Consider the following 19,011-nt stretch of genomic DNA (forward strand, 5'->3'; position numbering starts at 1 on the left):
CATTTTTGATTGCATAGGTTTTAGAGTAGTTATTATGAAAATGATTAACGTTTGGAGAACTGAGAAGCCTTGCGGGCTTTCTTCAAGCCGTATTTCCGACGTTCTTTTTCACGAGGATCGCGAGTCAGGAGACCAGCCTTTTTCAAGGACTGACGGAAATCCTGGTCGACTTCCAACAGCGCGCGGCTGATGCCGTGACGGATTGCGCCGGCCTGGCCGGACGGTCCGCCGCCCTTTACGTCAGCGATGACATCGTACTGTTCCGTTACGCCAGTCAGTACGAGGGGCTGTCTAATGATCAATTCCAGCGTTTTACGGCCGAAATATTCGTTCAAATCTTTTTTATTAACTGTGATTTTGCCTTGACCCGGAACCAGACGAACTCTGGCAACGGAGGTCTTTCTACGGCCAGTGCCGTAGTACTGTGCTACTGCCATGAAATCTTCCTCCCGGTATGATTAACGAATGTTTAAATTCAGAACTTCAGGTTTCTGAGCCTGATGCGGATGTTCTGCACCAGCGTACACATTGAGCTTGCGGTACATCTGTTCGCCTAATTTGTTTTTCGGCAGCATACCGCGGATAGCCATTTCTACGACCCGTTCCGGACGGTTTTCGAGCATGTGGCCGAGCTGCGTGAATTTAGCTCCGCCGGGATAACCGGAATGACGGAAATATGTTTTCTGAACCAATTTTTTGCCAGTTACTTTTACTTTTGCTGCGTTGACTACGATAACATAGTCGCCTGTATCTACATGCGGGGTAAATGTAGGTTTATGTTTTCCCCGAAGAACTTTGGCTACTTCGGCAGCAAGACGTCCTAATGTCTGGCCTTCAGCGTCAACAACAAACCATTTGCGTTCGATGTTGCCGGCATTAGCCATAAATGTAGTTTTCATGCTGTGTGATTCCTCCCTGATACGACTAACTAACCAAGCTTTAAGGCTCTTTCTCCGGGGCTAAGTGGAGTCCAAGTGAAAAGCTTACCTAATTATTTTACAGATTACGGCACCCCTTGTCAAGTGATTTTTTCGTAAATTTACCGGCTCTCCGCAGGCCCGGCCGAAGAACCGCATTTGCCGAAAAAATAGGCAATTTGTCTCGATTTTCCTTTATTCGTTATCGTTCGCCCTGGAGATGATTTCAAAATTTATTTGACAAACGGCTCATTTAATGCTAAACTTAGCGTCAACAACTTGATAGTATTGCAATGAAGAGAAGAGTACATGAAAAAGAACGGCACAGAGAGTTCCCGCTGTGGTGAAAGGGAATCCGGGGCATTTCATGGAAGATGGACTCCGAGCAGGTTAGTCGAATCATTAGACTGCCCGGGCGCACCCGTTACAGTGCTATGGTATTCAGGGCTTCGGCCTGCGTACCTGAAGAGGCCGGTCCTGCGAAGGTCCGGTGAAATTGGGTGGTATCACGGTGCTTCCGTCCCTTTGGGGACGGGAGCTTTTTTTATTGCCTGCTATCGGCTTGTAACATAATTTTTTCACAACGGGAGGAACACATCATGAACCATATCGACACGTATGCATTTGAAACACTGCAGCAGCACGCCGGACAAATTCCCGACCCTACGACGGGAGCACGGGCCGTCCCCATTTATCAGACGACGTCGTACGTCTTCGGCAGCGCCCAGGATGGAGAAGATATCTTCGCCCTGCGTAAGCCCGGCTACATTTACAGCCGCCTAACCAATCCGACGCAGGACGTGCTGGAAAAGAGAATCGCCGCGCTGGAAGGCGGAACAGCCGCCTTAGCCGTCGCCAGCGGTTCCGCAGCCATCGCTTACACCATACTGAACCTTGCCGGCGCAGGTGATGAAATCATCGCGGCCCCGACTTTATACGGCGGCACCTTTGAATTATTTACAGAAACGCTGCAGCGCTTCGGCATTACGACCCGTTTCGCCGACGCCGACGACCCGTCGACCTTTGAAGCCCTCATTACGGATAACACGAAGGCGTTGTACATCGAAAGCCTGGGCAATCCGGCCATTAATATTCCCGACTTCGAAGCCTTGGCCCATATCGCCCACAAAAACGGCCTCCCCCTCGTCGTCGACAGCACCTTTGCCACGCCGTACCTATTCCGCCCCTTCGAGCACGGCGCCGACATCGTCGTCCATTCGGCGACAAAATTCATCGGCGGCCACGGCACGACCCTCGGCGGCCTCATCGTCGAAAACGGAGCCTTCGACTGGACGTCGGGAAGATTTCCCGACATCGCGTCGCCGGATCCGTCGTACAACGGCATCAACTTTGCGACCGACATGCCGGGAGCCGGCTTCGTCACCCGCATCCGGGCCAAAAGCCTCCGCGATCTCGGGGCCTGCATCAGCCCTTTCAACGCCTGGCTCCTTCTTCAAGGGATGGAAACGCTGTCGCTGCGCATGGAGCGCCACGTCGCCAACGCCAAAAAAATCGCCGAATACCTGGCAGGCCACCCCGGCGTCGCCAAGGTCAATTATCCGTCCCTGCCCTCTTCGCCGTACTGCGCCCTGGCTCAAAAATATTTCCCCAAGGGAACAGGTTCTATTTTCTCTTTCGAACTGGCAGGCGGCTATGAGGCAGCCCGATCCTTTATCGACCACGCCGAGATTTTTTCCAATTTAGCCAACGTAGGCGATTCCAAATCCCTTCTGGTCCATCCGGCTTCAACGACGCATCAGCAGCTGTCGGAAGAAGCGCAGCGGGCCTGCGGCATCACGCCCGGCACAGTACGCATCTCCGTCGGCCTGGAAAACGTCAACGACTTGCTGGCAGACGTCGAGCAAGCCCTGGCCGCCGCAGAATAAAGACAAAATCACTGGCAAAGGAAGATAGCTATATGCCCATTAAAATTACAGACGGCCTGTCGGCCAAAGAACTGCTTCATGAAGAAGGAATTTTTACCATAGACAAGGGCTCGGCCCTCCATCAGGATATCCGCCCCCTCCGCATCCTCATCCTCAATCTCATGCCCCTGAAAAAACCGACGGAGCTGCAGCTCCTCCGCCTGCTTGGCGATTCGCCCCTCCAGGTCGAAGTAGATTTCTGCCGCACGACGAGCCATGAAAGCGTTCATACAGACCCGTCGTATTTAGAGCAAAATTACTATACCTTCGACGATATCAAGGACAACTATTACGACGGCCTGATCATCACCGGCGCGCCTGTCGAGCAGATTCCCTTCGAGGACGTCGATTACTGGCCCGAGCTGACGACGTATCTGGACTGGTCCGCAGCGCACGCCTTTTCCACCCTGTATTTCTGCTGGGGCGCCCAGGCGGCTCTCTATCATTATTACGGCATCGAAAAGCGCCTGCTGCCGGAAAAATTATTCGGCATCTTCGAATACCAGCTCACGCAGAAAGGCCATCCCCTCCTGCGCGGCTTTGACGACAGGTATTTCATTCCTCAATCCCGTCACACTGCCATCGACGATATCAAGGTATACAATACGCCGGCCCTGGACATCTTATCCCGTTCTCCGGAAAACGGCATCAACATCATCGGCACTGCCGACCACCGCCGCTTTTTCGTCCTAGGTCACTTCGAATACGACCGGCGGACGCTGGAAACCGAATACCTGCGCGACAAAAATAAAGGCTTGCCCATCAGCGTTCCCAAGCATTACTATCCTAAGGACAACGACAAGAACCAGCCGGTCTTCACCTGGTGCAGCTACGCCCATCTGTTCTACCACAACTGGCTCAATATCGTATACCAGGAAACGCCGTACTGCCTGGAAGACATCGGCCGCGGAAAATTCTGCGTCCGCTGACAGCCGGCACGGCTCCTGCATACAGAAAGGGCTGGATACCTTCTGCCGTATCCAGCCCTTCTTTTTGTATACCTAATATAAGATTTTTCTTGTTATTTCGTGCCGAAAATCCTGTCGCCGGCGTCGCCGAGACCGGGAACGATATAGCCGTGTTCATTCAGCGTATCGTCCAGGGCAGCCACGTAAATGCGCACGTCCGGATGATCCTTATTGACCCGCTGCACGCCCTGAGGCGCCGCAACGAGGCACATGAGCTTAATATTCTGCACGCCCTTATCCTTCAGCAGGGTAATCGCCGCCGACGCGCTGCCGCCCGTAGCCAACATGGGGTCAACGATGATGAAATCGCGGTCCTGCACGTCGGGCAGCTTGCAGTAATATTCAACGGGCTCCAGCGTTTCCGGATCCCGGTACAGCCCAATATGGCCGACTCTGGCCATGGGCATCAAATTGAGCAACCCCTGCACCATGCCCAGGCCGGCGCGGAGAACGGGCACAATGCCCAGCTTCTTGCCGCTGATCTGTTTTCCCGTCGTCGGTGCGACCGGAGTTTCGATGGCAATATCTTCCAGCGGCAAATCCCGCGTAATTTCATACCCCATGAGCATCGTAATTTCTTCCAGCAAATTGCGGAAATCGGTAGAACCGGTTTCCTTCTTCCGCATCAGCGTCACCTTATGCTGAATCAGCGGGTGATCCATTACCTGTACCTGCATACTCTGCGGCTCCTTTCCCAATTATTTGTCCATTTCCGTAATCATCGCGACGCGGTCAGCATGACGTCCGCCGTCGAAGCCCGTCGTCAAGAAGACCCGCACGATTTCTCTGGCAACGCCCGGCCCGATGACCCGGCCGCCCATGGTCAGGATATTGGCGTCGTTGTGGCGGCGGCAATATTCTGCCGAAAACAGGTCGTGGCACAGGGCGGCGCGGATGCCGTGCACCTTATTCGCCGCAATGCCGATGCCGATGCCCGTGCCGCAGAACAGGATGCCCCGGTCAAAGGTACCGTCCGCTACGGCTTCGGCCACCTTCTTGGCAACTTCCGGGTAATCGCACCGTTCGCCCGTAAGAGTACCGTAATCGGTAAATTCGATTCCCTGTTCGTTCAAATATTCCTTGATGTTTTCTTTCAAATCAAATCCGCCGTGATCAGCGCCAAGTACTAATTTCATCATCGTTCCTCCTTATGTCTCCGGACATATTATATATAGTATATATTCATTATACTCTGCAATAGAGAAGATGAACAGATTGAAATACAATTTATAAGATGATGACGTTGCCGCCGGCGGCTTTCTTCATGCGGTTCATAATCGCCATGCCCAAGCCGTCGCCGTCGACGCCTTCCGCCAGAATGAGGTCTACCTTGTCCGTATCGAAGGACAGCAACCCCGTATACAGCTGGTTGGCCAGGGCTACCTTATCGCCCCGCCGTCCCCATATGTACATATCGTCTTTTGGGAAATGAGCGCCCACTTCCTGGCTGACTAAAAAGCCAACTGTTTTTCCATCGGCCAATGCGTCTTCATACAAGTCTTTCAACTTAGCCGTTACGGCTTCTTCCGAGCCTACGACGACGGTCATCGGAGCCGACGGAGCGTAGTGGCGGTATTTCATGCCCGGCGCTTTGGGAGCGCCCTGGCCGGTCACTAGGTTCGTATCCAGACGCACGTACGTGACGACTTCCTTCAGCATGTCCATCGTAATGCCGCCCGGCCGTAGAATCGTAACGGAATCGTCTCCGTCGCATTCGACAATCGTCGATTCGACGCCGATGCAGCAGGGTCCTCCGTCGATAACCATGTCGACGCGCCCGTCCATGTCGTGCATGACTTCTTCCGCCGTCGTCGGGCTGGGACGGGTCGATAAATTGGCGCTCGGGCCGGCAACGGGAACGTCGGCGCAGCGCAGGAAGGCCCGGCATACGTCGTGATCCGGACAGCGCAGGGCGACCGTATCTAATCCGCCCGTAGCCGCGTCGGGAACCTGGGGCTGCCGGGGAAAGATAATCGTCAACGGCCCCGGCCAAAAGCGGTCCATCAGCTTTTTCGCCGTCGGCGTAATGCAGGCCGCCACTTTTTCCGCCCCGTGCTGATCCGGCACGGTTAAAATCAGCGGATTATCGCTGGGCCGGCCCTTCGCGGCGTATATGCTCCGGCAGGCGTCGGCATCGAGGCCGTTGGCGCCGATACCGTACACCGTTTCCGTCGGAAACACGACCAGCCCGCCGGCGCGGATGATGCGTCCCGCTTCTTCCAGTACGGCTTTATCTTTTTCGATGTCTGTAATATGTACAAGTTTTGTCTGTTTCATCTACATCTGCTCTTTTCGTATAAATAAGATGACCCGTTCTATTCCGCCGTAATCGGTTACGGTTTTCTCATGACCATAGGCTCCCGTATCCGTAAAGATGCGCACGACGTCTTCCGTCTGGCCCGCGCCTATCTCTACGGCGCAGCAGCCGCCAAGCCGCAGAAAGGCCTGGGATTGCTCTGCAATGCGTCGGTAAGCGTCGAGCCCGTCGTCGCCGCCGAACAGCGCCTGCGGCGGATCGTAGCGGACTTCCGGCTGGAGCCGCTCCATGTCGTCCCGCGTCAAATACGGCGGATTCGATACGATCCAGTCAAATCGCTGTTCCGGCAAAGCGGCGCACACGTCGCTCTCCACCCAGGTCACGCGGTCGGCCAGTCCCAGGGCCTCGCCGTTTTGACGAGCGACGGCCAGTGCCTTAGGAGAAATGTCGACGCCCGTGCCTGCCGTCTCGGGCAGGTAATGAAGGAGGCTCAGGATAATCGCGCCGCTTCCCGTGCCGATATCCAATATCGACGCCGGCGGCTGCGATTTCGCCGCGTCCAGCATCGTCTCGACGAGCATTTCCGTCTCTGGCCGCGGTACCAGCACGTCCGTCGTGACCTGGAAGTCGAGTCCCATAAAGGCCTTCGTGCCTAAAATATGGGCGACGGACAACCGGCCAGCCCGCTTCTTGACCATTTCCCGGTACGCCGCCAGCTCCGGCGGGTTCATAGGCTGGTCGTAGTGGGCGTATAAATAAATCCGTTCCTTCTGCAGGACGTGGGCCAGCAATATTTCCGCGTCCAAGCGAGGCGTATCGACGCCCTTTTGGGCGAAATACTCCTGCGTCCACTGCAGGAGGCTCCCAATAGTCCACAGCTTATTCATGATTTTCTTCTTTCATGAGCTCAGCCCGGCGGGCTTCAGCCAAGGCCTGAATGAATTCGTCGATATCGCCGTTCAAAATATTTTCCAGCTTATACAGCGTCAGGTTAATGCGATGGTCCGTCACGCGGCCCTGGGGGAAGTTGTAGGTACGGATTCGTTCGCTCCGGTCGCCTGTGCCGACCTGGCTGCGCCGTTCCTCCGTAATTTCCGCATCGGCCGCCTGCTGAGCCTGATCGAGCAGGCGGGCCTTTAATACCCGCATGGCCTTAGCCCGGTTTTCCAGCTGCGACCGTTCGTCCTGACATTCTACGACCATGCCCGTCGGAATATGGGTCATGCGCACGGCCGAACTCGTCTTGTTGACGTGCTGGCCGCCGGCGCGCTGGCGCGGAAATAGTCGACGCGGACGTCGTCCATATTCAAATCGACTTCTACGTCTTCCGCTTCCGGCAGAACGGCGACCGTCGCCGTCGACGTGTGGATACGGCCGCCGGCTTCCGTCACCGGCACGCGCTGTACGCGGTGCACGCCCGATTCGTATTTCAGCTTGCCGAATACGCCCGAGCCTTCGACGGAAAAAATGACTTCCTTAAAGCCGCCCAGCTCCGGGGCGTTGGAGCTGATAATGCTCGCCTTCCAGCCGGGCTGCTTTTCAATATATTTCATATACATACGGAACAAATCCCCGGCAAACAGCGCCGCTTCGTCGCCGCCGGCGCCGCCGCGGATTTCCATGATGACGTTCTTGTCGTCCCGCGGGTCCTTGGGCAGCATGAGGATATGGAGCTGTTCTTCCAGCTCGGCCAACTCCTTCGACGCTTCGCCGAGCTCTTCCTTCGCCATGGCGATGAGGTCGGCGTCGCTGTCCGGATCGTTCAGGATTTCCTTATCGCCTTCAACAGTCTTAGCGACGTCCTTATATTTCCGGAACGTTTCTACCAGCGGCATGAGCGACGCGTGTTCCTTCGTCAGCTTCTGCCATTCGTCCTGGCGGGCAATGACCGACGGGTCGCTGATGCGCTGCTCCAAATCCATGAATTTATTTTCCACGTCCTGCACTTTATCAATAAACACCTGTATCTCTCTCCCATCCAATGCGTATATCCCTTAGCGAAGATCCGAATCAGCCTGCTCTTCCTGCTTTTCTTCCGGCTTAGCCGCTTCCAGAGCCCGAATGGCTACTTCGATCTGATCGTCGTGAGGCTCTCTCGTCGTCAAATACTGCAGCCACAGGCCCGGCTTGAACAAGGTCTGCAGCAGCGGGCTTTCCGTCCGGCTGGCCAGCCGTATCATTTCGTAGCTGATGCCGGCTACGACGGGCATGAGGACGATGCGCGACGCGACGCGCTCCAACAGGCTGGGCCAGCCCAAAAAGGCGAATACGAAAATCGACACGACCATGACGATGAGCAGGAAATTCGTACCGCAGCGCGGGTGAAGGCGGCTGTGGCGGCGGACGTTTTCCACCGTCAGCTCCTGTCCCGATTCGTAGGTCCAGATCGTCTTGTGTTCGGCGCCGTGGTACTCAAACACACGCCGAATATCCTTTGTCAGGGATATGCCCCATATATACAATAAAAAGATAGCCAGCCGCAGCACGCCTTCGACGATATTCATCCACACGGCGCTGTGCTCGATGCCGGGAATAAATTTGACGGCGTACGTCGGAATGAGCAAAAAAAAGACGATAGCCAGTACGATGGAAAAGGCCATCGTCAGAGCCATTTCCGTGTTGGTAATCTGTTCGTCTTCCTCTCCGGCAGCCTGCGCCGAATAGGACAAGCTCTTCATGCCGTATACCAGCGACTCGCACAGGGCGACGGTGCCGCGCAGGAAGGGCTTTTTCAGTATAGGATACCGCTCCGTAATCGAATGGACTGCATCCTTTTTCACGGTAATCTCGCCGGACGGCGTCCGGACCGCCGTGGCGATATACTCGGGGCCGCGCATCATGACGCCTTCGATGACGGCCTGTCCGCCTACATATATCTTCGTCTGCTTCACTGCTTGTCCCCCTTATTTATTTCTGCGTATACAAAGAGAGCAGAGCATCGCTGCTCTGCCGCCAACTTTGTACTTCTTATTTAGCTTTTTTACCATAACGTTTATTGAACTGTTCGATACGGCCGCGAGCCTGCTGTGCACGCTGCTGACCCGTAAAGAACGGATGGCATTTAGAGCAAATTTCAACGCGCAGTTCGGATTTCGTCGAACCGGTTTCAAACGTATTGCCGCAAGCGCACGTAACTACGGCAGTGCCGTACTTCGGATGAATACCTTCTTTCACTATTCACACCTCTTTCTTATCTATCATACCAAACCTATGCTAAGATAGTATAGCATAGTGCCCCATGAAATGCAAGGACATAAATTTACAAATTTTACGCTCCCTGCCCCGCACCTCATCTCCCGTCCGGCCAAAGGAGCACGGCTCTTCCGGCTTCGCGGCTTTTTGCCACGTCGATAATCCGCTGGTTCGACGAGCCGCGGAAATACAATCCCGGGTCCTTCAGGGCGTCGACGAAGGGGCCGTCAACGAGGACGTCGCAAGCCTCCAGCAGTGCTTTGCGGGCCGGCTGGGCCAGGATTTCTTCGTACAGAAATCCCGAATACACCCAGATGCTTTTTTCCGGCACGGCGCGGCGGACGGCCTGCACCAGCGCCAGCAGGTCCTCGGCATTCTCCATCGGCTCGCCGCCGAGCAGGGTCAGCCCGCTGTTCGTATCGTCCTGCAGGTAGGATATGAGCCGTTCAGTTTCGGCTGCCGTCCATTCGCTGCCGGCGTTAAAATCCTGATATTCTTCATTGAAGCAGTTGACACAGCGCCGGCTGCAGCCCGTCACAAATACGGTCGCCCGTATACCCGGGCCGTTGGCGATGTCGTACTGCCTGATTTGTCCATATCTCATGGCCCCGCCTCCTAGATATGCAGGACGCGGTTCTTAATTTCCTGCGTTCGCCCTTCGTTCCAGAAGTTTTCGCCCAAATAGCCGCAGGTCCGCCGGATGACCGTCAGCTTGGAACGATCCCTGTTGTGGCAGCGCGGGCATTCCCATTCGTTGTCGCCGTTGAGGACGATTTCCCCGTCAAAGCCGCATTCGTGGCAGTAATCCAGCTTCGTGTTGAATTCGGCGTAGGTAATGCGGTCGTAAATATATTGGATCATCGTCAGGACGGCGGGAATGTTATGGGCCATGTTCGGGATTTCCGCATAGCTGATGCAGCCACCTGTCGACTTGTCTTCAAATTCCGCTTCAAAGGCAAATTTGTCGAAGACGTTGATGGGCTCTCGGACGTCGACGTGGTAGCTGTTCGTGTAGTACCCCTTGTCGGTCACGTCCTTGATGACACCGAAGCGGGCCGTATCGATTTTGCAGAAGCGGTTCGTCAGGTTTTCCGCCGGCGTGCCGTACAGGGCGAAGCCGATGTTCGTCTCTTCCTTCCACCGCTTGATGTGGGCGTTGAATTCGTCCATGATGCGGTGGGCAAACCGTTTCCCTTCCGGAGCCGTATGGGAGCAGCCCTTCGTGAGAAGCGTCGCTTCGTAGATGCCGATATATCCCAGGGACAAGGTCGCGTAGCCGCCGTACATAAATTTCTCAATCGATTCGCCCGGCTTGAGGCGGGCGATGGCCCCGTACTGCCAGTGAACGGGCGACACGTCGGACGTGATCTTTTTGAGCAGCTCTACGCGCAGCAGCAGGGCCTTTTTGCACAGCTCCAGCCGCTTATGGAGAATCTGGAAAAACTTGTCTTCGTCGCCGTCGGCCAGAATGCCGATTTGCGGCAGGTTAATCGACACGACGCCCATGTTGAAACGGCCGTCGAATTTATACTTGCCGTTTTCGTCTTTCCAGGGGCTCAGGAAGGAGCGGCAGCCCATGGGGCTGAACACGTTGCCTTCGTAGGTTTCGCGCATCTTTTTGGCCGAAATATAGTCGGGATACATGCGCTTGGCCGTGCATTCGGCAGCCAGCTCGGTCAGGTAGAAATAGGGGCTGCCCTTGCGGACGTTGTGCTCGTCCAATACGTATATCAATTTCGGAAAGGCCGGCGTGACGTAGACGTTGGCCTCGTTTTTGATGCCCTGAATGCGCTGGCGCAGTAGTTCCTCATCGATCATAGCCGCTTCCTTGGCGTATTCGTAGTCAGGCTGGAAGTACATAAACAACGTCACAAACGGAGCCTGGCCGTTTGTCGTCATGAGCGTATTGATCTGATACTGAATCGTCTGGATGCCGTCTTTAATTTCCTTTTTCGTCCGCTTCCAGGCGATTTCTTCGGCCTTTTCCATATCCGGCTCGATGCCGTAGACTTCCTTCTGCTCTTCTACGACGGCTTCCATGTATTTGTTGAAGGACTTGCGGACGTAAGGAGCCAAAATGCGGTCGATGCCGTTGATGGACTGGCCGCCGTACTGGCCGCTGGCTACCTGGGCGATAATCTGCGTCGTCACCGTACAGGCTACCTGGAAGGACTTCGGCGTATCGATTTTCTTGCCGTTGATGACCGTGCCGTTGGCCAGCATGTCTTCCAGATTGATGAGGCAGCAGTTGAACATAGGCTGGATGATGTAGTCCATGTCGTGGAAATGAATGGCCCCGCTGTCGTGAGCCTGGACGATATCGGCGGGAATGAGCTTGCGGCGGGCAATGTCCTTGGACACCTCGCCGGCGATCAAATCGCGCTGCGTCGACACGACGTGGCCGTTTTTATTGGAATTTTCATCAAGGACTTCTAGGTTGGTGTTGTTCAGCAGGCCGAAGACGTCCGAGTCCGTCGTATTGGTCTGGCGCTTGAAGGCTTGAATGGCTTTGTAATTTTCATAGGCCCGGGCCGTCGCCGGATTGTTGTATTGAATCAGGCGGTAATACACCTGGTCTTCAATAGCGTAGATGGTCATATCCTTATGCATGGTCGAGGCATAGGCTTCAATCTCCCTGGCGATTTTCTCCGCCTGGCCTTCTTCATAAATGCCGCTGCTGCTGTTCATGGCTTTTTCTATAGCCGCGACGATTTTATTGCGGTCAAAGGGCGCTCTCTGCCCGTTGCGCTTGATGACTTCCAACATGTGTATACCTCCCACGATATAGTGTATATTTACCTGAAATCAATATTATATATACAATATGTATGATTGCCTTCCGTAAAACAGTGCAAACCCATATTACTATATCTGGTATACGTTGTCAATCGTCCAATACTTGATACTGTTGTTATCAAGTCCTATCAAAAAGAGCGGCAAGCCTTCAAAAAACTGCGTTTCTGAAAGCCCGCCGCCTGTGTATAACCCGATAAAAATTTTTTTATGGGATTTGGAGAAGGTCCCGTATCACCGCTCCGGCTAAAATGAGCCCGGCTGCCGACGGCACAAAGGAAATACTGCCTATGCCGGAACAGCCCTCTTCCCGCCGCACCGGCCGGGGCGGCTCCTTGGAATACACGACCTTGACGCGGCGGATATTCCGCTTTTTCAGCTCCCTCCGCATCACCTTAGCCAGAGGATCGACAGACGTCTTCTCGATTTCGGCAATTTCAAACAGCTCCGGATGAAGCTTATTCCCTGCACCCATAGCGGAAATGACGGGAATGCCGGCCGCGTAGGCTTCCGCTATGATATCGACCTTCGCCGCTACCGTATCAATGGCGTCGACAACGTAATCGGCGCCCGACTGGGCGACCAGGCCCGGCTTCTCCGCCGGCAGGTAAAAGACGTGATGCGTTTCGACGTCTATGTCCGGATTAATCGACAGAAACCGCTCCTTCATGACATCGACCTTAGGCCGGCCAATAGCCGGCACAGTCGCCCCGAGCTGGCGATTTAAATTAGACGGATCGTATACGTCGCCGTCGACGAGAATCAAGCGGCCGATGCCGGCCCGGCAAAGAGCCTCGGCCGCAAAGGAGCCGACGCCGCCGACGCCGAACACCAGCACCGTTTTGCCCGCTAAGGCCTCTACCTTATCCCATCCCAGCAGCAGCGCCGTCCGCTGGGCGTATTCCTCCCGCACGGCTTACCGTTCCGGAACGACTTCCAGCCAGTAGCCGTCGGGGTCGGCGATAAAATAAATGCCCATAGCCGGATTTTCATAGACGACGCAGCCCATGTCCTTATGCTTGGCCAGGGCCGCATCCATATCCTTGACGGAAAAGGCCGTATGGAACTCGTTTTCGCCGAGATTATAGGGCTCTTTTCTGTCTTTGAGCCACGTCAGCTCCAGCTGGAAATCAGAAACGCCGTCGCCGAGATAAACAATCGTAAAATCAGGCTTTTCAATACGGCGCACTTCCGTAAGGCCCAGGGCTTCTTTGTAAAACTCCATGCTGCGCTGCAAGTCCAGCACGTTAAAATTAGTATGTCTGAATGTAAACTGCATGTGTAGGTTCCTCCTTATGCTTCTTCCTGCCAGCCTTTGGAAACGTCGACCCAGCCTTGAGACCGGGCGTAGAGTTCCAATTCCGGCAGCGTCAGTTCGATGGCGCTGTTGCCGCTGCCGCAGGCCGGAAAGACCGTTTCAAACCGCTTCAGCGATTCGTCCAGATATACGGTCACGCCGGGATTAACGGCAAAGGGGCAGACGCCGCCGACGGGATGTCCAATTAACCGTTCCACGTCGTCATGCTTGATCATCGTCGCCTTTTTATGGAACCGCGCCTTGAATTTATGGTTGTCCACGCGGGCGTCGCCGGCAAACAATACTAAAATCGGCCCGTCGTCCAATAAAAACGACATGGATTTGGCGATGCGTCTGCCTTCCGTATGAAGGGCCGCCGCCGCTTCGTCGACAGTCGCGCTGGACTGATCCAGTTCCAACACGCGGTCAGCCATGCCCCACTGGGCGAAATACTCCCTTACCTTCTGAATAGACATCCTTTCTGTCCCCTCCTGTATCATAGCGTTATTAGGTTTCATTATATTACCATTTGGAAAGGGATTCAAATAATTTTTACGAATTACGGCAATTCGAAGTCAGCCGTACTGCCCCTGTCGGTCTTGTGGACGGCCAGTCGCGCGTCGATTCGCTCTTTCAGCTCCGGCACGTGGGAGATAATGCCGACGAGACGGCCGCCCTGCTTGAGCTCCATCAGGGCCTTTAAGGCGAAATCCAGCGTTTCTCCGTCGAGAGTACCGAATCCTTCGTCGATAAATATCGTATCGAGGTGAATGCCGCCGGAATAGGCCTGTACCACGTCGGCCAGTCCCAGGGCTAAGGCCAGGGAAGCCAAAAAGGTCTCGCCGCCGGAGAGCGTATTGGCCGGGCGGGCGTATCCCGTATAGTTGTCGAATACTTCGATATCCAGGCCGATGCGCCGCACGCGCTTGTCGTCCCACGAGCGGGAGCGCTGCAGCTCATACCGCCGGCGGCTCATCAAATCGAGGCGGGCGTTGGCCGCCGCCAAGACTTCGTCGAGCAGCGCTCCCAGCACATACCGCTCGAAGTTGACGCCCGTATGCTGGCCGGAAATCAGTTCATATATGGAACCGACTGCCTCATACCGAGCCGACAGCTCCGCTTGCTCTCCCTGCCAGGCGGCAATCTGCTCCCGCCCCCGGCACAGCTCCTGTCGGCGTATCGCCGCGGCGGCACAGGATTCAGATAATCGCTGGCACAGCTTGTTCTTTTCATCAAGCTGCGCCTTATATACCGCCATATCCGGTTCCGGCTGCGTGGCGACGGCCTTTTCTTCCTGCGCTATCCGGCCCTGTATCTGCTGTACGTCCCGGTTATACTCGTCGACAGCCTGCTGCTCTCTGTCGATGGAACCTACGAAGGGCTGCAGTTCCCGGCATTGCTGCAGGCTTTCAATTCCAGCCTGTCGAACCCGATCCTTCAAATCGGCGGCGTACTCTTTATATTGCTTTCGCAGAGCCGTCACCTGCTCCTGCAGCAGGCGTTCCTGCTCCGTCCAGCGCGCAGCCTCCTTTTCGGCGTCAACGACGGCCTTTCGGCTTCGTTCTGCCTGCTCTTCATAGGCTTTAACGCGCTGGCTCAGATCAGCCATATGCCGTCTCAGTACGGCGGCGTCCCGATATTCTGCCGGTACGTCCGCTTCGGCCTGTTTCTTCGCCAACTGGCTCTGCGCGGCGGCGAGTCGAGCCGCTTCCGCCTGCTGGCGGGCCTGCTCTTCTTTTTGTATCCCTTCTTTTTGCTTCATCTCCCATTGCGTCACGGCGGCCCTCGTCCGTTCTGCCCGGGCGGCTTGTTCGCCCAAGAGGCTAACCTTCTGCTTCTGCGCGTCCAGCCGTACCCGCCATTGGGCGGACGTACATTCAAAAGGATACTGAGCGCGCAGGTCGTCGCGCTGCCGCTTCAGACTTTGGCACTCCGCCTGTACGCGCTGGAGCGTCAGTTCAGCCTGACGGCGCTCCTCATCGCGCTGCTGAACCTGCCGTTTCCGCGCTTCTACGTCCTCCTTCCGCGGCATATGGGCCGCCAAAGGAGCCGGCATGGGATGCTCCGTCGCGCCGCAAACAGGACAAGGCTCTCCTGCTTTCAGCTCCTTGGCCAGCAAAGCAGCCTGTCCCTGCAAAAACAAGGCTTGTACGCCTTCGTAATCCAACTGCGCCTGCGCCGCCCCGGCGGCAGCCCGGCTGCAGGTGTCCTCAACGGCCCGGCACGCTGTATCCCGCTGCGCGATTTCCTCGGACAAAGACTCTATCGACGCTTCCCGGCTCAGCCGTTCTTCCCAGGCGGCGGCCTGCCCTTTAGCCTGTTCCCACGCCGCGGCCAGCTCGGGCTGGTTAGCTACTTCTGCTCGTCCAGCGTCTATCCGGGCCTGCAAGGCCTCCCGTTCCTGCTGCAGTGCCGCCAATATCTCATCAGCATGCCGGCTCTGGTCCGCCAGCTTCCGGGCCCTGCGGCACAGCTCTCCATACTGCTCAGCTTTTTTCGCCATGTTCTGCAGCAGGACGAGCTGCCTTGCGTCGGCGTCATGAGCCGTGCCCTGCGCCTGCAGTACTTCTGCCTCTTTGCGCACGGCCTGAAGTCGCTGCAGCGCCCGTTCGGCTTGTACGGCAGCTTCGCCGGCTTTTTGGCCGGCAGCGACGCCCTGGGCCTGTATCTCGTCAAGCTGGCGGCACGGTTCCGCCAGCAGCTGTGCGCGGCGCAGCACGTCGATATAAGCCTGTTTCTCCGCCATAGCTGTTTCCTGCTGACGCAGCTGATCCCGCAGCCTGCGGCTTTCCTTCAAATTCTGCCAATGGCTGTACACTACCTGCGCATCCTGGACTGTTTTCTGATAGACATCGCGGTCGGCTATGGCCGCGTCCAATTCGCCCTGACGCAGCCGTTGTTCTTCGTCTGCAGCTTGTTCCATAGCGGTCAGCGCCGCTGCATCGCCGGCTCCCAGGCTCTGCAAAAGCTGAGCAATGCGCTCCTTGCGCAAGTCGTACTGCGACAGGATATCGTCGTATTTTTCCTTTGCCAGCTCCTGCAGCCGGGCGTAGCGCTGGGTATGAAACAAGGTCTGCATAATCTGCTGGCGGTCCGCCGAGCTGGCCAGCAGCAAACGGCGGAAATCCCCCTGGGGCAGCAGGACGACCTGCCGGAACTGCTCGGCCTTAAAGCCCAGCAGCCGTTCCACCTCTTCGCCGACCTTTTTCGTCGCAATGACCGCCGTCTTTTCGCCCTTTTCGTCCACGGCGTATAAGGCGGCCGACGCCGCCGATTTCTTTAAGCCAGTGCCGCGCTTTTTCGCTATCTGCTGCTCCGGCCTTCGCTCGACGCAGTACCGCGCCGGCCCGATGGCAAAGGCAAAGACGACGTACGTCTCCTCTTCCGGCGAAGCATATTCACTGCGCATATGGGCGCCCGAGCGGCGGTTTCCGCTCGTTTCGCCGTACAGGGCATAGCACATCGCATCCAGTACCGTCGTCTTGCCGGCGCCGGTCGGCCCGTATATCAAAAACAGCTTATGATCTTCCAGCCGGCGGAAATCAATAACCTGACGCCTGGCATAAGGACCGAAGGCGTTCATTTCCAAATATAATGGTTTCACAACAAGCCGTCTCCTTCCCGCTGCAGCATATCCGTCCACAAGTCGTCCATGCAAGCCTGCTCGGCCTCCGTCAGCGGCCGGTCCGGCATCATGGCCGTGGCAAAGCTCTCAAACAGCTGCCGCTCCGTAGTCCTGTGCAGGTCGAAGTCCCGTTCTCCCGTGCCGCCGCTTTGACGGTTCGGCATTTCCAGCGCCGCCGCTCGCGGATATTTCTGCCGCAGCTTAGCCATGCCGTCCAGAATCGGAGCCGTATCGGTCAGGCGGAACAGGATATAGTCGTCGGTATGCAAGTCTTCGCCGGCCATGATATCCTCAAACAAGCCCTCGACGACGCGTACGTCATGGCGGGGAGAAAAGGGCAAAAACGACGTCGCCGTCCCGCCCTTTTCGTCTATATCCACGATGACGGCTCCTTTTTTCTGCCTCCATTCGCCGAAGGAATATTTCAGCAGGCTGCCGGCATAGCGCACGTTCGGCCCGCCCACCTGCTGCGGCCCGTGGAGATGGCCCAGAGCCGTATACGTATAGTCGGAAAACAAGGCCGGCGAAACGGCGTCGCTTCCGCCGATCGACAACGGGCGTTCTGAATCGCTGCTTTCGCCGCCGGCAGCGAAGACATGGGCGACGCAGACCGTCCGCATCGCCGTTCCGGCGCGCCGGCTGTCTATGAAACGGGCTAAGGCGTCCTCATGGCTGCGGATCGTATCGTCGCCGAAATACAACCTGGCCGCTGCCGGCTCGATAAACGGCAGGAGCACAAAGGCCACGGGTCCATAGGCGTCATGCAGGACGACCGGCCCGATCAGCTTGTCGAGTTCCCCGGCAATATAAAACCCCTGTTTTTCCAGCATCCGGCTGCCGAAGGACAGGCGGGCCGCGCTGTCATGATTGCCGCTGATGACGAAAAAGGGAACCCCCGCTTCCGCCGTAATCTTCGTCGCGATTTCATCAAACAAGGCCACAGCGTCTGCCGGCGGCAAGCTGCGGTCGTATACGTCGCCGGCCAGCACGACGGCATCGATGCCCTCGTCCCGGATCATCGGCAGAAGCTGTTCCGTCAGCACATAGGCCTGGTCGTCCGTCAGGTAATCGCCGTAAAATAGTTTTCCTAAATGCCAATCTGCCGTATGCAGAATCCGCATAGGCAATCCCTCCTTATTCGCAGTATAAATCCCGCAGCATAGCGATTTCCCTGGCGTAGCCGTCTAACTCGTTAGGAGTTTCCAGATAAAACGGCAGCGTCCGCAGGGCCGGATGGTTGATAATCTTCCGAAATGCCTCCAGTCCGATATGGCCTTCGCCGATTTTTTCATGCCGGTCCTTGCGGCTGCCCAGGGGATTCTTGCTGTCGTTAATATGAACGGCCTTCAGCCACTCCAATCCGATAAGGCGGTCAAACTGCTCCAGCACCTCATCCAGGCGCTCCGTAATGTCATAGCCGCCGTCAAATACGTGGCACGTATCCAGGCAGACGCCTACCTTATCAGAAAATTGCACCTTGTCGATAATAGCCGCCAGCTCTTCAAAGCTGCGGCCTACTTCCGTCCCCTTGCCGGCCATGGTTTCCAGCAGCACCGTCGTCCTTTGTCCTGAAAACATGCATTGGTTCATCATGGACGCAATGAGGCGGATTCCCTCGTCCGCGCCCTGCCCGACGTGGCTGCCGGGATGAAAATTGTAACGGCAGTTATCCAGATATTCCAGCCGCTGCAAATCCTCGCTCATCGCTTCGACAGCAAACTGCCGCGTTCGCTCCGTCTTGGAGCAGCCGTTGAGCGTATACGGCGCATGGGCCAGAATAGGCGCAAAATCATGGGCCGCCATGAGCTCGTTCAGCTGCTTCATATCGTCTATATCCAGCTTTCGGACACTGCCGCCGCGGGGATTGCGCGTAAAAAACTGAAACGTATCGGCGCCGATGGTCAGAGCTTCCTCGCCCATATGGCGAAAGCCCTGGGAAACGGACAGATGACATCCTATATGCAGCATATTTCTTCACCTCGCATAAGAAAAAGGCTGCAGCAAATAGTATGTCACTTCGCTGCAGCGCTCTTCGTA

The 19,011-nt window shown here is 56.1% G+C and carries 18 protein-coding genes, 1 pseudogene and 1 other annotated feature; of the genes and pseudogenes, 2 read left to right on the forward strand and 17 right to left on the reverse strand.

The annotated features are described in order from the left end of the window. Positions 1-44: 44 nt before the first annotated feature. Together rpsI and rplM are read right to left on the reverse strand one after the other, a co-directional pair. Positions 45-437: a 30S ribosomal protein S9 gene (rpsI, locus tag CJ260_RS05810; protein WP_087478004.1), complete on the reverse strand. Its 393-nt coding sequence runs from the start codon at positions 435-437 to the stop codon at positions 45-47. A 21-nt stretch (positions 438-458) separates the two neighbouring features. Further along, complete coding sequence (gene rplM, locus CJ260_RS05815; RefSeq protein ID WP_087478003.1) at positions 459-899, reverse strand: 50S ribosomal protein L13; 441 nt, start codon at positions 897-899, stop codon at positions 459-461. 302 nt (positions 900-1,201) lie between these two features. Then, positions 1,202-1,445, forward strand: a binding site (T-box leader). A 71-nt stretch (positions 1,446-1,516) separates the two neighbouring features. Here rplM and CJ260_RS05820 point away from each other — a divergent pair. Next, entirely contained in the window at positions 1,517-2,803 is a 1,287-nt protein-coding gene (locus CJ260_RS05820) for an O-acetylhomoserine aminocarboxypropyltransferase/cysteine synthase family protein (RefSeq protein WP_095629529.1), read from the forward strand. Positions 2,804-2,835: 32 nt separating this feature from the next. Next, positions 2,836-3,771: a homoserine O-succinyltransferase gene (gene metA, locus CJ260_RS05825; RefSeq protein ID WP_095629530.1), complete on the forward strand. Its 936-nt coding sequence runs from the start codon at positions 2,836-2,838 to the stop codon at positions 3,769-3,771. 92 nt (positions 3,772-3,863) lie between these two features. On the opposite strand, the gene upp is transcribed toward metA, so the two are convergent. From upp to CJ260_RS05900, 15 genes and pseudogenes are all read right to left on the reverse strand, one after another. Further along, positions 3,864-4,487 (reverse strand): uracil phosphoribosyltransferase, encoded by a 624-nt coding sequence (upp, locus tag CJ260_RS05830; protein ID WP_087478000.1) that lies wholly within the window; start codon positions 4,485-4,487, stop codon positions 3,864-3,866. Between the two features lie 21 nt (positions 4,488-4,508). Beyond that, a complete protein-coding gene (gene rpiB / locus CJ260_RS05835) occupies positions 4,509-4,946 on the reverse strand; it encodes a ribose 5-phosphate isomerase B (protein WP_087477999.1) in 438 nt (145 codons plus the stop codon). Between the two features lie 91 nt (positions 4,947-5,037). Beyond that, on the reverse strand, positions 5,038-6,087 hold the full coding sequence (locus CJ260_RS05840) for an L-threonylcarbamoyladenylate synthase (protein WP_087477998.1): 1,050 nt from the start codon (positions 6,085-6,087) through the stop codon (positions 5,038-5,040). Continuing rightward, complete coding sequence (prmC, locus tag CJ260_RS05845) at positions 6,088-6,954, reverse strand: peptide chain release factor N(5)-glutamine methyltransferase (protein WP_095629531.1); 867 nt, start codon at positions 6,952-6,954, stop codon at positions 6,088-6,090. After that, positions 6,947-8,028: pseudogene (gene prfA, locus CJ260_RS05850) on the reverse strand (peptide chain release factor 1). The gene prmC and the pseudogene prfA overlap by 8 nt, the downstream one beginning before the upstream one ends. A 33-nt stretch (positions 8,029-8,061) precedes the next feature. Beyond that, positions 8,062-8,907, reverse strand: a complete 846-nt coding sequence (locus CJ260_RS05855) for a DUF1385 domain-containing protein (protein WP_198947407.1) — start codon at positions 8,905-8,907, stop codon at positions 8,062-8,064. Between the two features lie 127 nt (positions 8,908-9,034). Continuing rightward, positions 9,035-9,241, reverse strand: coding sequence for a 50S ribosomal protein L31 (gene rpmE, locus CJ260_RS05860; RefSeq protein WP_087477995.1), 207 nt, complete (start codon positions 9,239-9,241; stop codon positions 9,035-9,037). 115 nt (positions 9,242-9,356) lie between these two features. Beyond that, positions 9,357-9,863, reverse strand: coding sequence for an anaerobic ribonucleoside-triphosphate reductase activating protein (nrdG, locus tag CJ260_RS05865; protein ID WP_095629532.1), 507 nt, complete (start codon positions 9,861-9,863; stop codon positions 9,357-9,359). Positions 9,864-9,874: 11 nt separating this feature from the next. Further along, positions 9,875-12,025: an anaerobic ribonucleoside-triphosphate reductase gene (gene nrdD / locus CJ260_RS05870; RefSeq protein WP_095629533.1), complete on the reverse strand. Its 2,151-nt coding sequence runs from the start codon at positions 12,023-12,025 to the stop codon at positions 9,875-9,877. Between the two features lie 235 nt (positions 12,026-12,260). Beyond that, positions 12,261-12,965: a ThiF family adenylyltransferase gene (locus CJ260_RS05875; protein WP_095629534.1), complete on the reverse strand. Its 705-nt coding sequence runs from the start codon at positions 12,963-12,965 to the stop codon at positions 12,261-12,263. Between the two features lie 3 nt (positions 12,966-12,968). Next, complete coding sequence (locus CJ260_RS05880) at positions 12,969-13,331, reverse strand: VOC family protein (RefSeq protein WP_095629535.1); 363 nt, start codon at positions 13,329-13,331, stop codon at positions 12,969-12,971. 14 nt (positions 13,332-13,345) lie between these two features. Further along, positions 13,346-13,825, reverse strand: a complete 480-nt coding sequence (locus tag CJ260_RS05885) for a YbaK/EbsC family protein (protein ID WP_095629536.1) — start codon at positions 13,823-13,825, stop codon at positions 13,346-13,348. A gap of 83 nt (positions 13,826-13,908) precedes the next feature. Then, positions 13,909-16,953, reverse strand: a complete 3,045-nt coding sequence (locus tag CJ260_RS05890) for an AAA family ATPase (RefSeq protein ID WP_095629537.1) — start codon at positions 16,951-16,953, stop codon at positions 13,909-13,911. Next, on the reverse strand, positions 16,950-18,095 hold the full coding sequence (locus CJ260_RS05895; RefSeq protein WP_095629538.1) for an exonuclease SbcCD subunit D: 1,146 nt from the start codon (positions 18,093-18,095) through the stop codon (positions 16,950-16,952). The genes CJ260_RS05890 and CJ260_RS05895 overlap by 4 nt, the downstream gene beginning before the upstream one ends. A 13-nt stretch (positions 18,096-18,108) precedes the next feature. Next, a complete protein-coding gene (locus tag CJ260_RS05900; RefSeq protein WP_095629539.1) occupies positions 18,109-18,942 on the reverse strand; it encodes a deoxyribonuclease IV in 834 nt (277 codons plus the stop codon). Positions 18,943-19,011 lie beyond the last annotated feature (69 nt).

This window comes from Megasphaera sp. ASD88, assembly GCF_002287425.1.
GTDB classification, from domain to species: domain Bacteria; phylum Bacillota; class Negativicutes; order Veillonellales; family Megasphaeraceae; genus Megasphaera; species Megasphaera stantonii.

Bases quoted from the DNA above. Each gene is read 5' to 3' on its own strand.
- rpsI (WP_087478004.1), bottom strand. From the start codon at position 437: ATGGCAGTAGCACAGTACTACGGCACTGGCCGTAGAAAGACCTCCGTT.
- rplM (WP_087478003.1), bottom strand. From the start codon at position 899: ATGAAAACTACATTTATGGCTAATGCCGGCAACATCGAACGCAAATGG.
- CJ260_RS05820 (WP_095629529.1), top strand. From the start codon at position 1,517: ATGAACCATATCGACACGTATGCATTTGAAACACTGCAGCAGCACGCC.
- metA (WP_095629530.1), top strand. From the start codon at position 2,836: ATGCCCATTAAAATTACAGACGGCCTGTCGGCCAAAGAACTGCTTCAT.
- upp (WP_087478000.1), bottom strand. From the start codon at position 4,487: ATGCAGGTACAGGTAATGGATCACCCGCTGATTCAGCATAAGGTGACG.
- rpiB (WP_087477999.1), bottom strand. From the start codon at position 4,946: ATGAAATTAGTACTTGGCGCTGATCACGGCGGATTTGATTTGAAAGAA.
- CJ260_RS05840 (WP_087477998.1), bottom strand. From the start codon at position 6,087: ATGAAACAGACAAAACTTGTACATATTACAGACATCGAAAAAGATAAA.
- prmC (WP_095629531.1), bottom strand. From the start codon at position 6,954: ATGAATAAGCTGTGGACTATTGGGAGCCTCCTGCAGTGGACGCAGGAG.
- CJ260_RS05855 (WP_198947407.1), bottom strand. From the start codon at position 8,907: ATGATGCGCGGCCCCGAGTATATCGCCACGGCGGTCCGGACGCCGTCC.
- nrdG (WP_095629532.1), bottom strand. From the start codon at position 9,863: ATGAGATATGGACAAATCAGGCAGTACGACATCGCCAACGGCCCGGGT.
- nrdD (WP_095629533.1), bottom strand. From the start codon at position 12,025: ATGTTGGAAGTCATCAAGCGCAACGGGCAGAGAGCGCCCTTTGACCGC.
- CJ260_RS05880 (WP_095629535.1), bottom strand. From the start codon at position 13,331: ATGCAGTTTACATTCAGACATACTAATTTTAACGTGCTGGACTTGCAG.
- CJ260_RS05885 (WP_095629536.1), bottom strand. From the start codon at position 13,825: ATGTCTATTCAGAAGGTAAGGGAGTATTTCGCCCAGTGGGGCATGGCT.
- CJ260_RS05895 (WP_095629538.1), bottom strand. From the start codon at position 18,095: ATGCGGATTCTGCATACGGCAGATTGGCATTTAGGAAAACTATTTTAC.
- CJ260_RS05900 (WP_095629539.1), bottom strand. From the start codon at position 18,942: ATGCTGCATATAGGATGTCATCTGTCCGTTTCCCAGGGCTTTCGCCAT.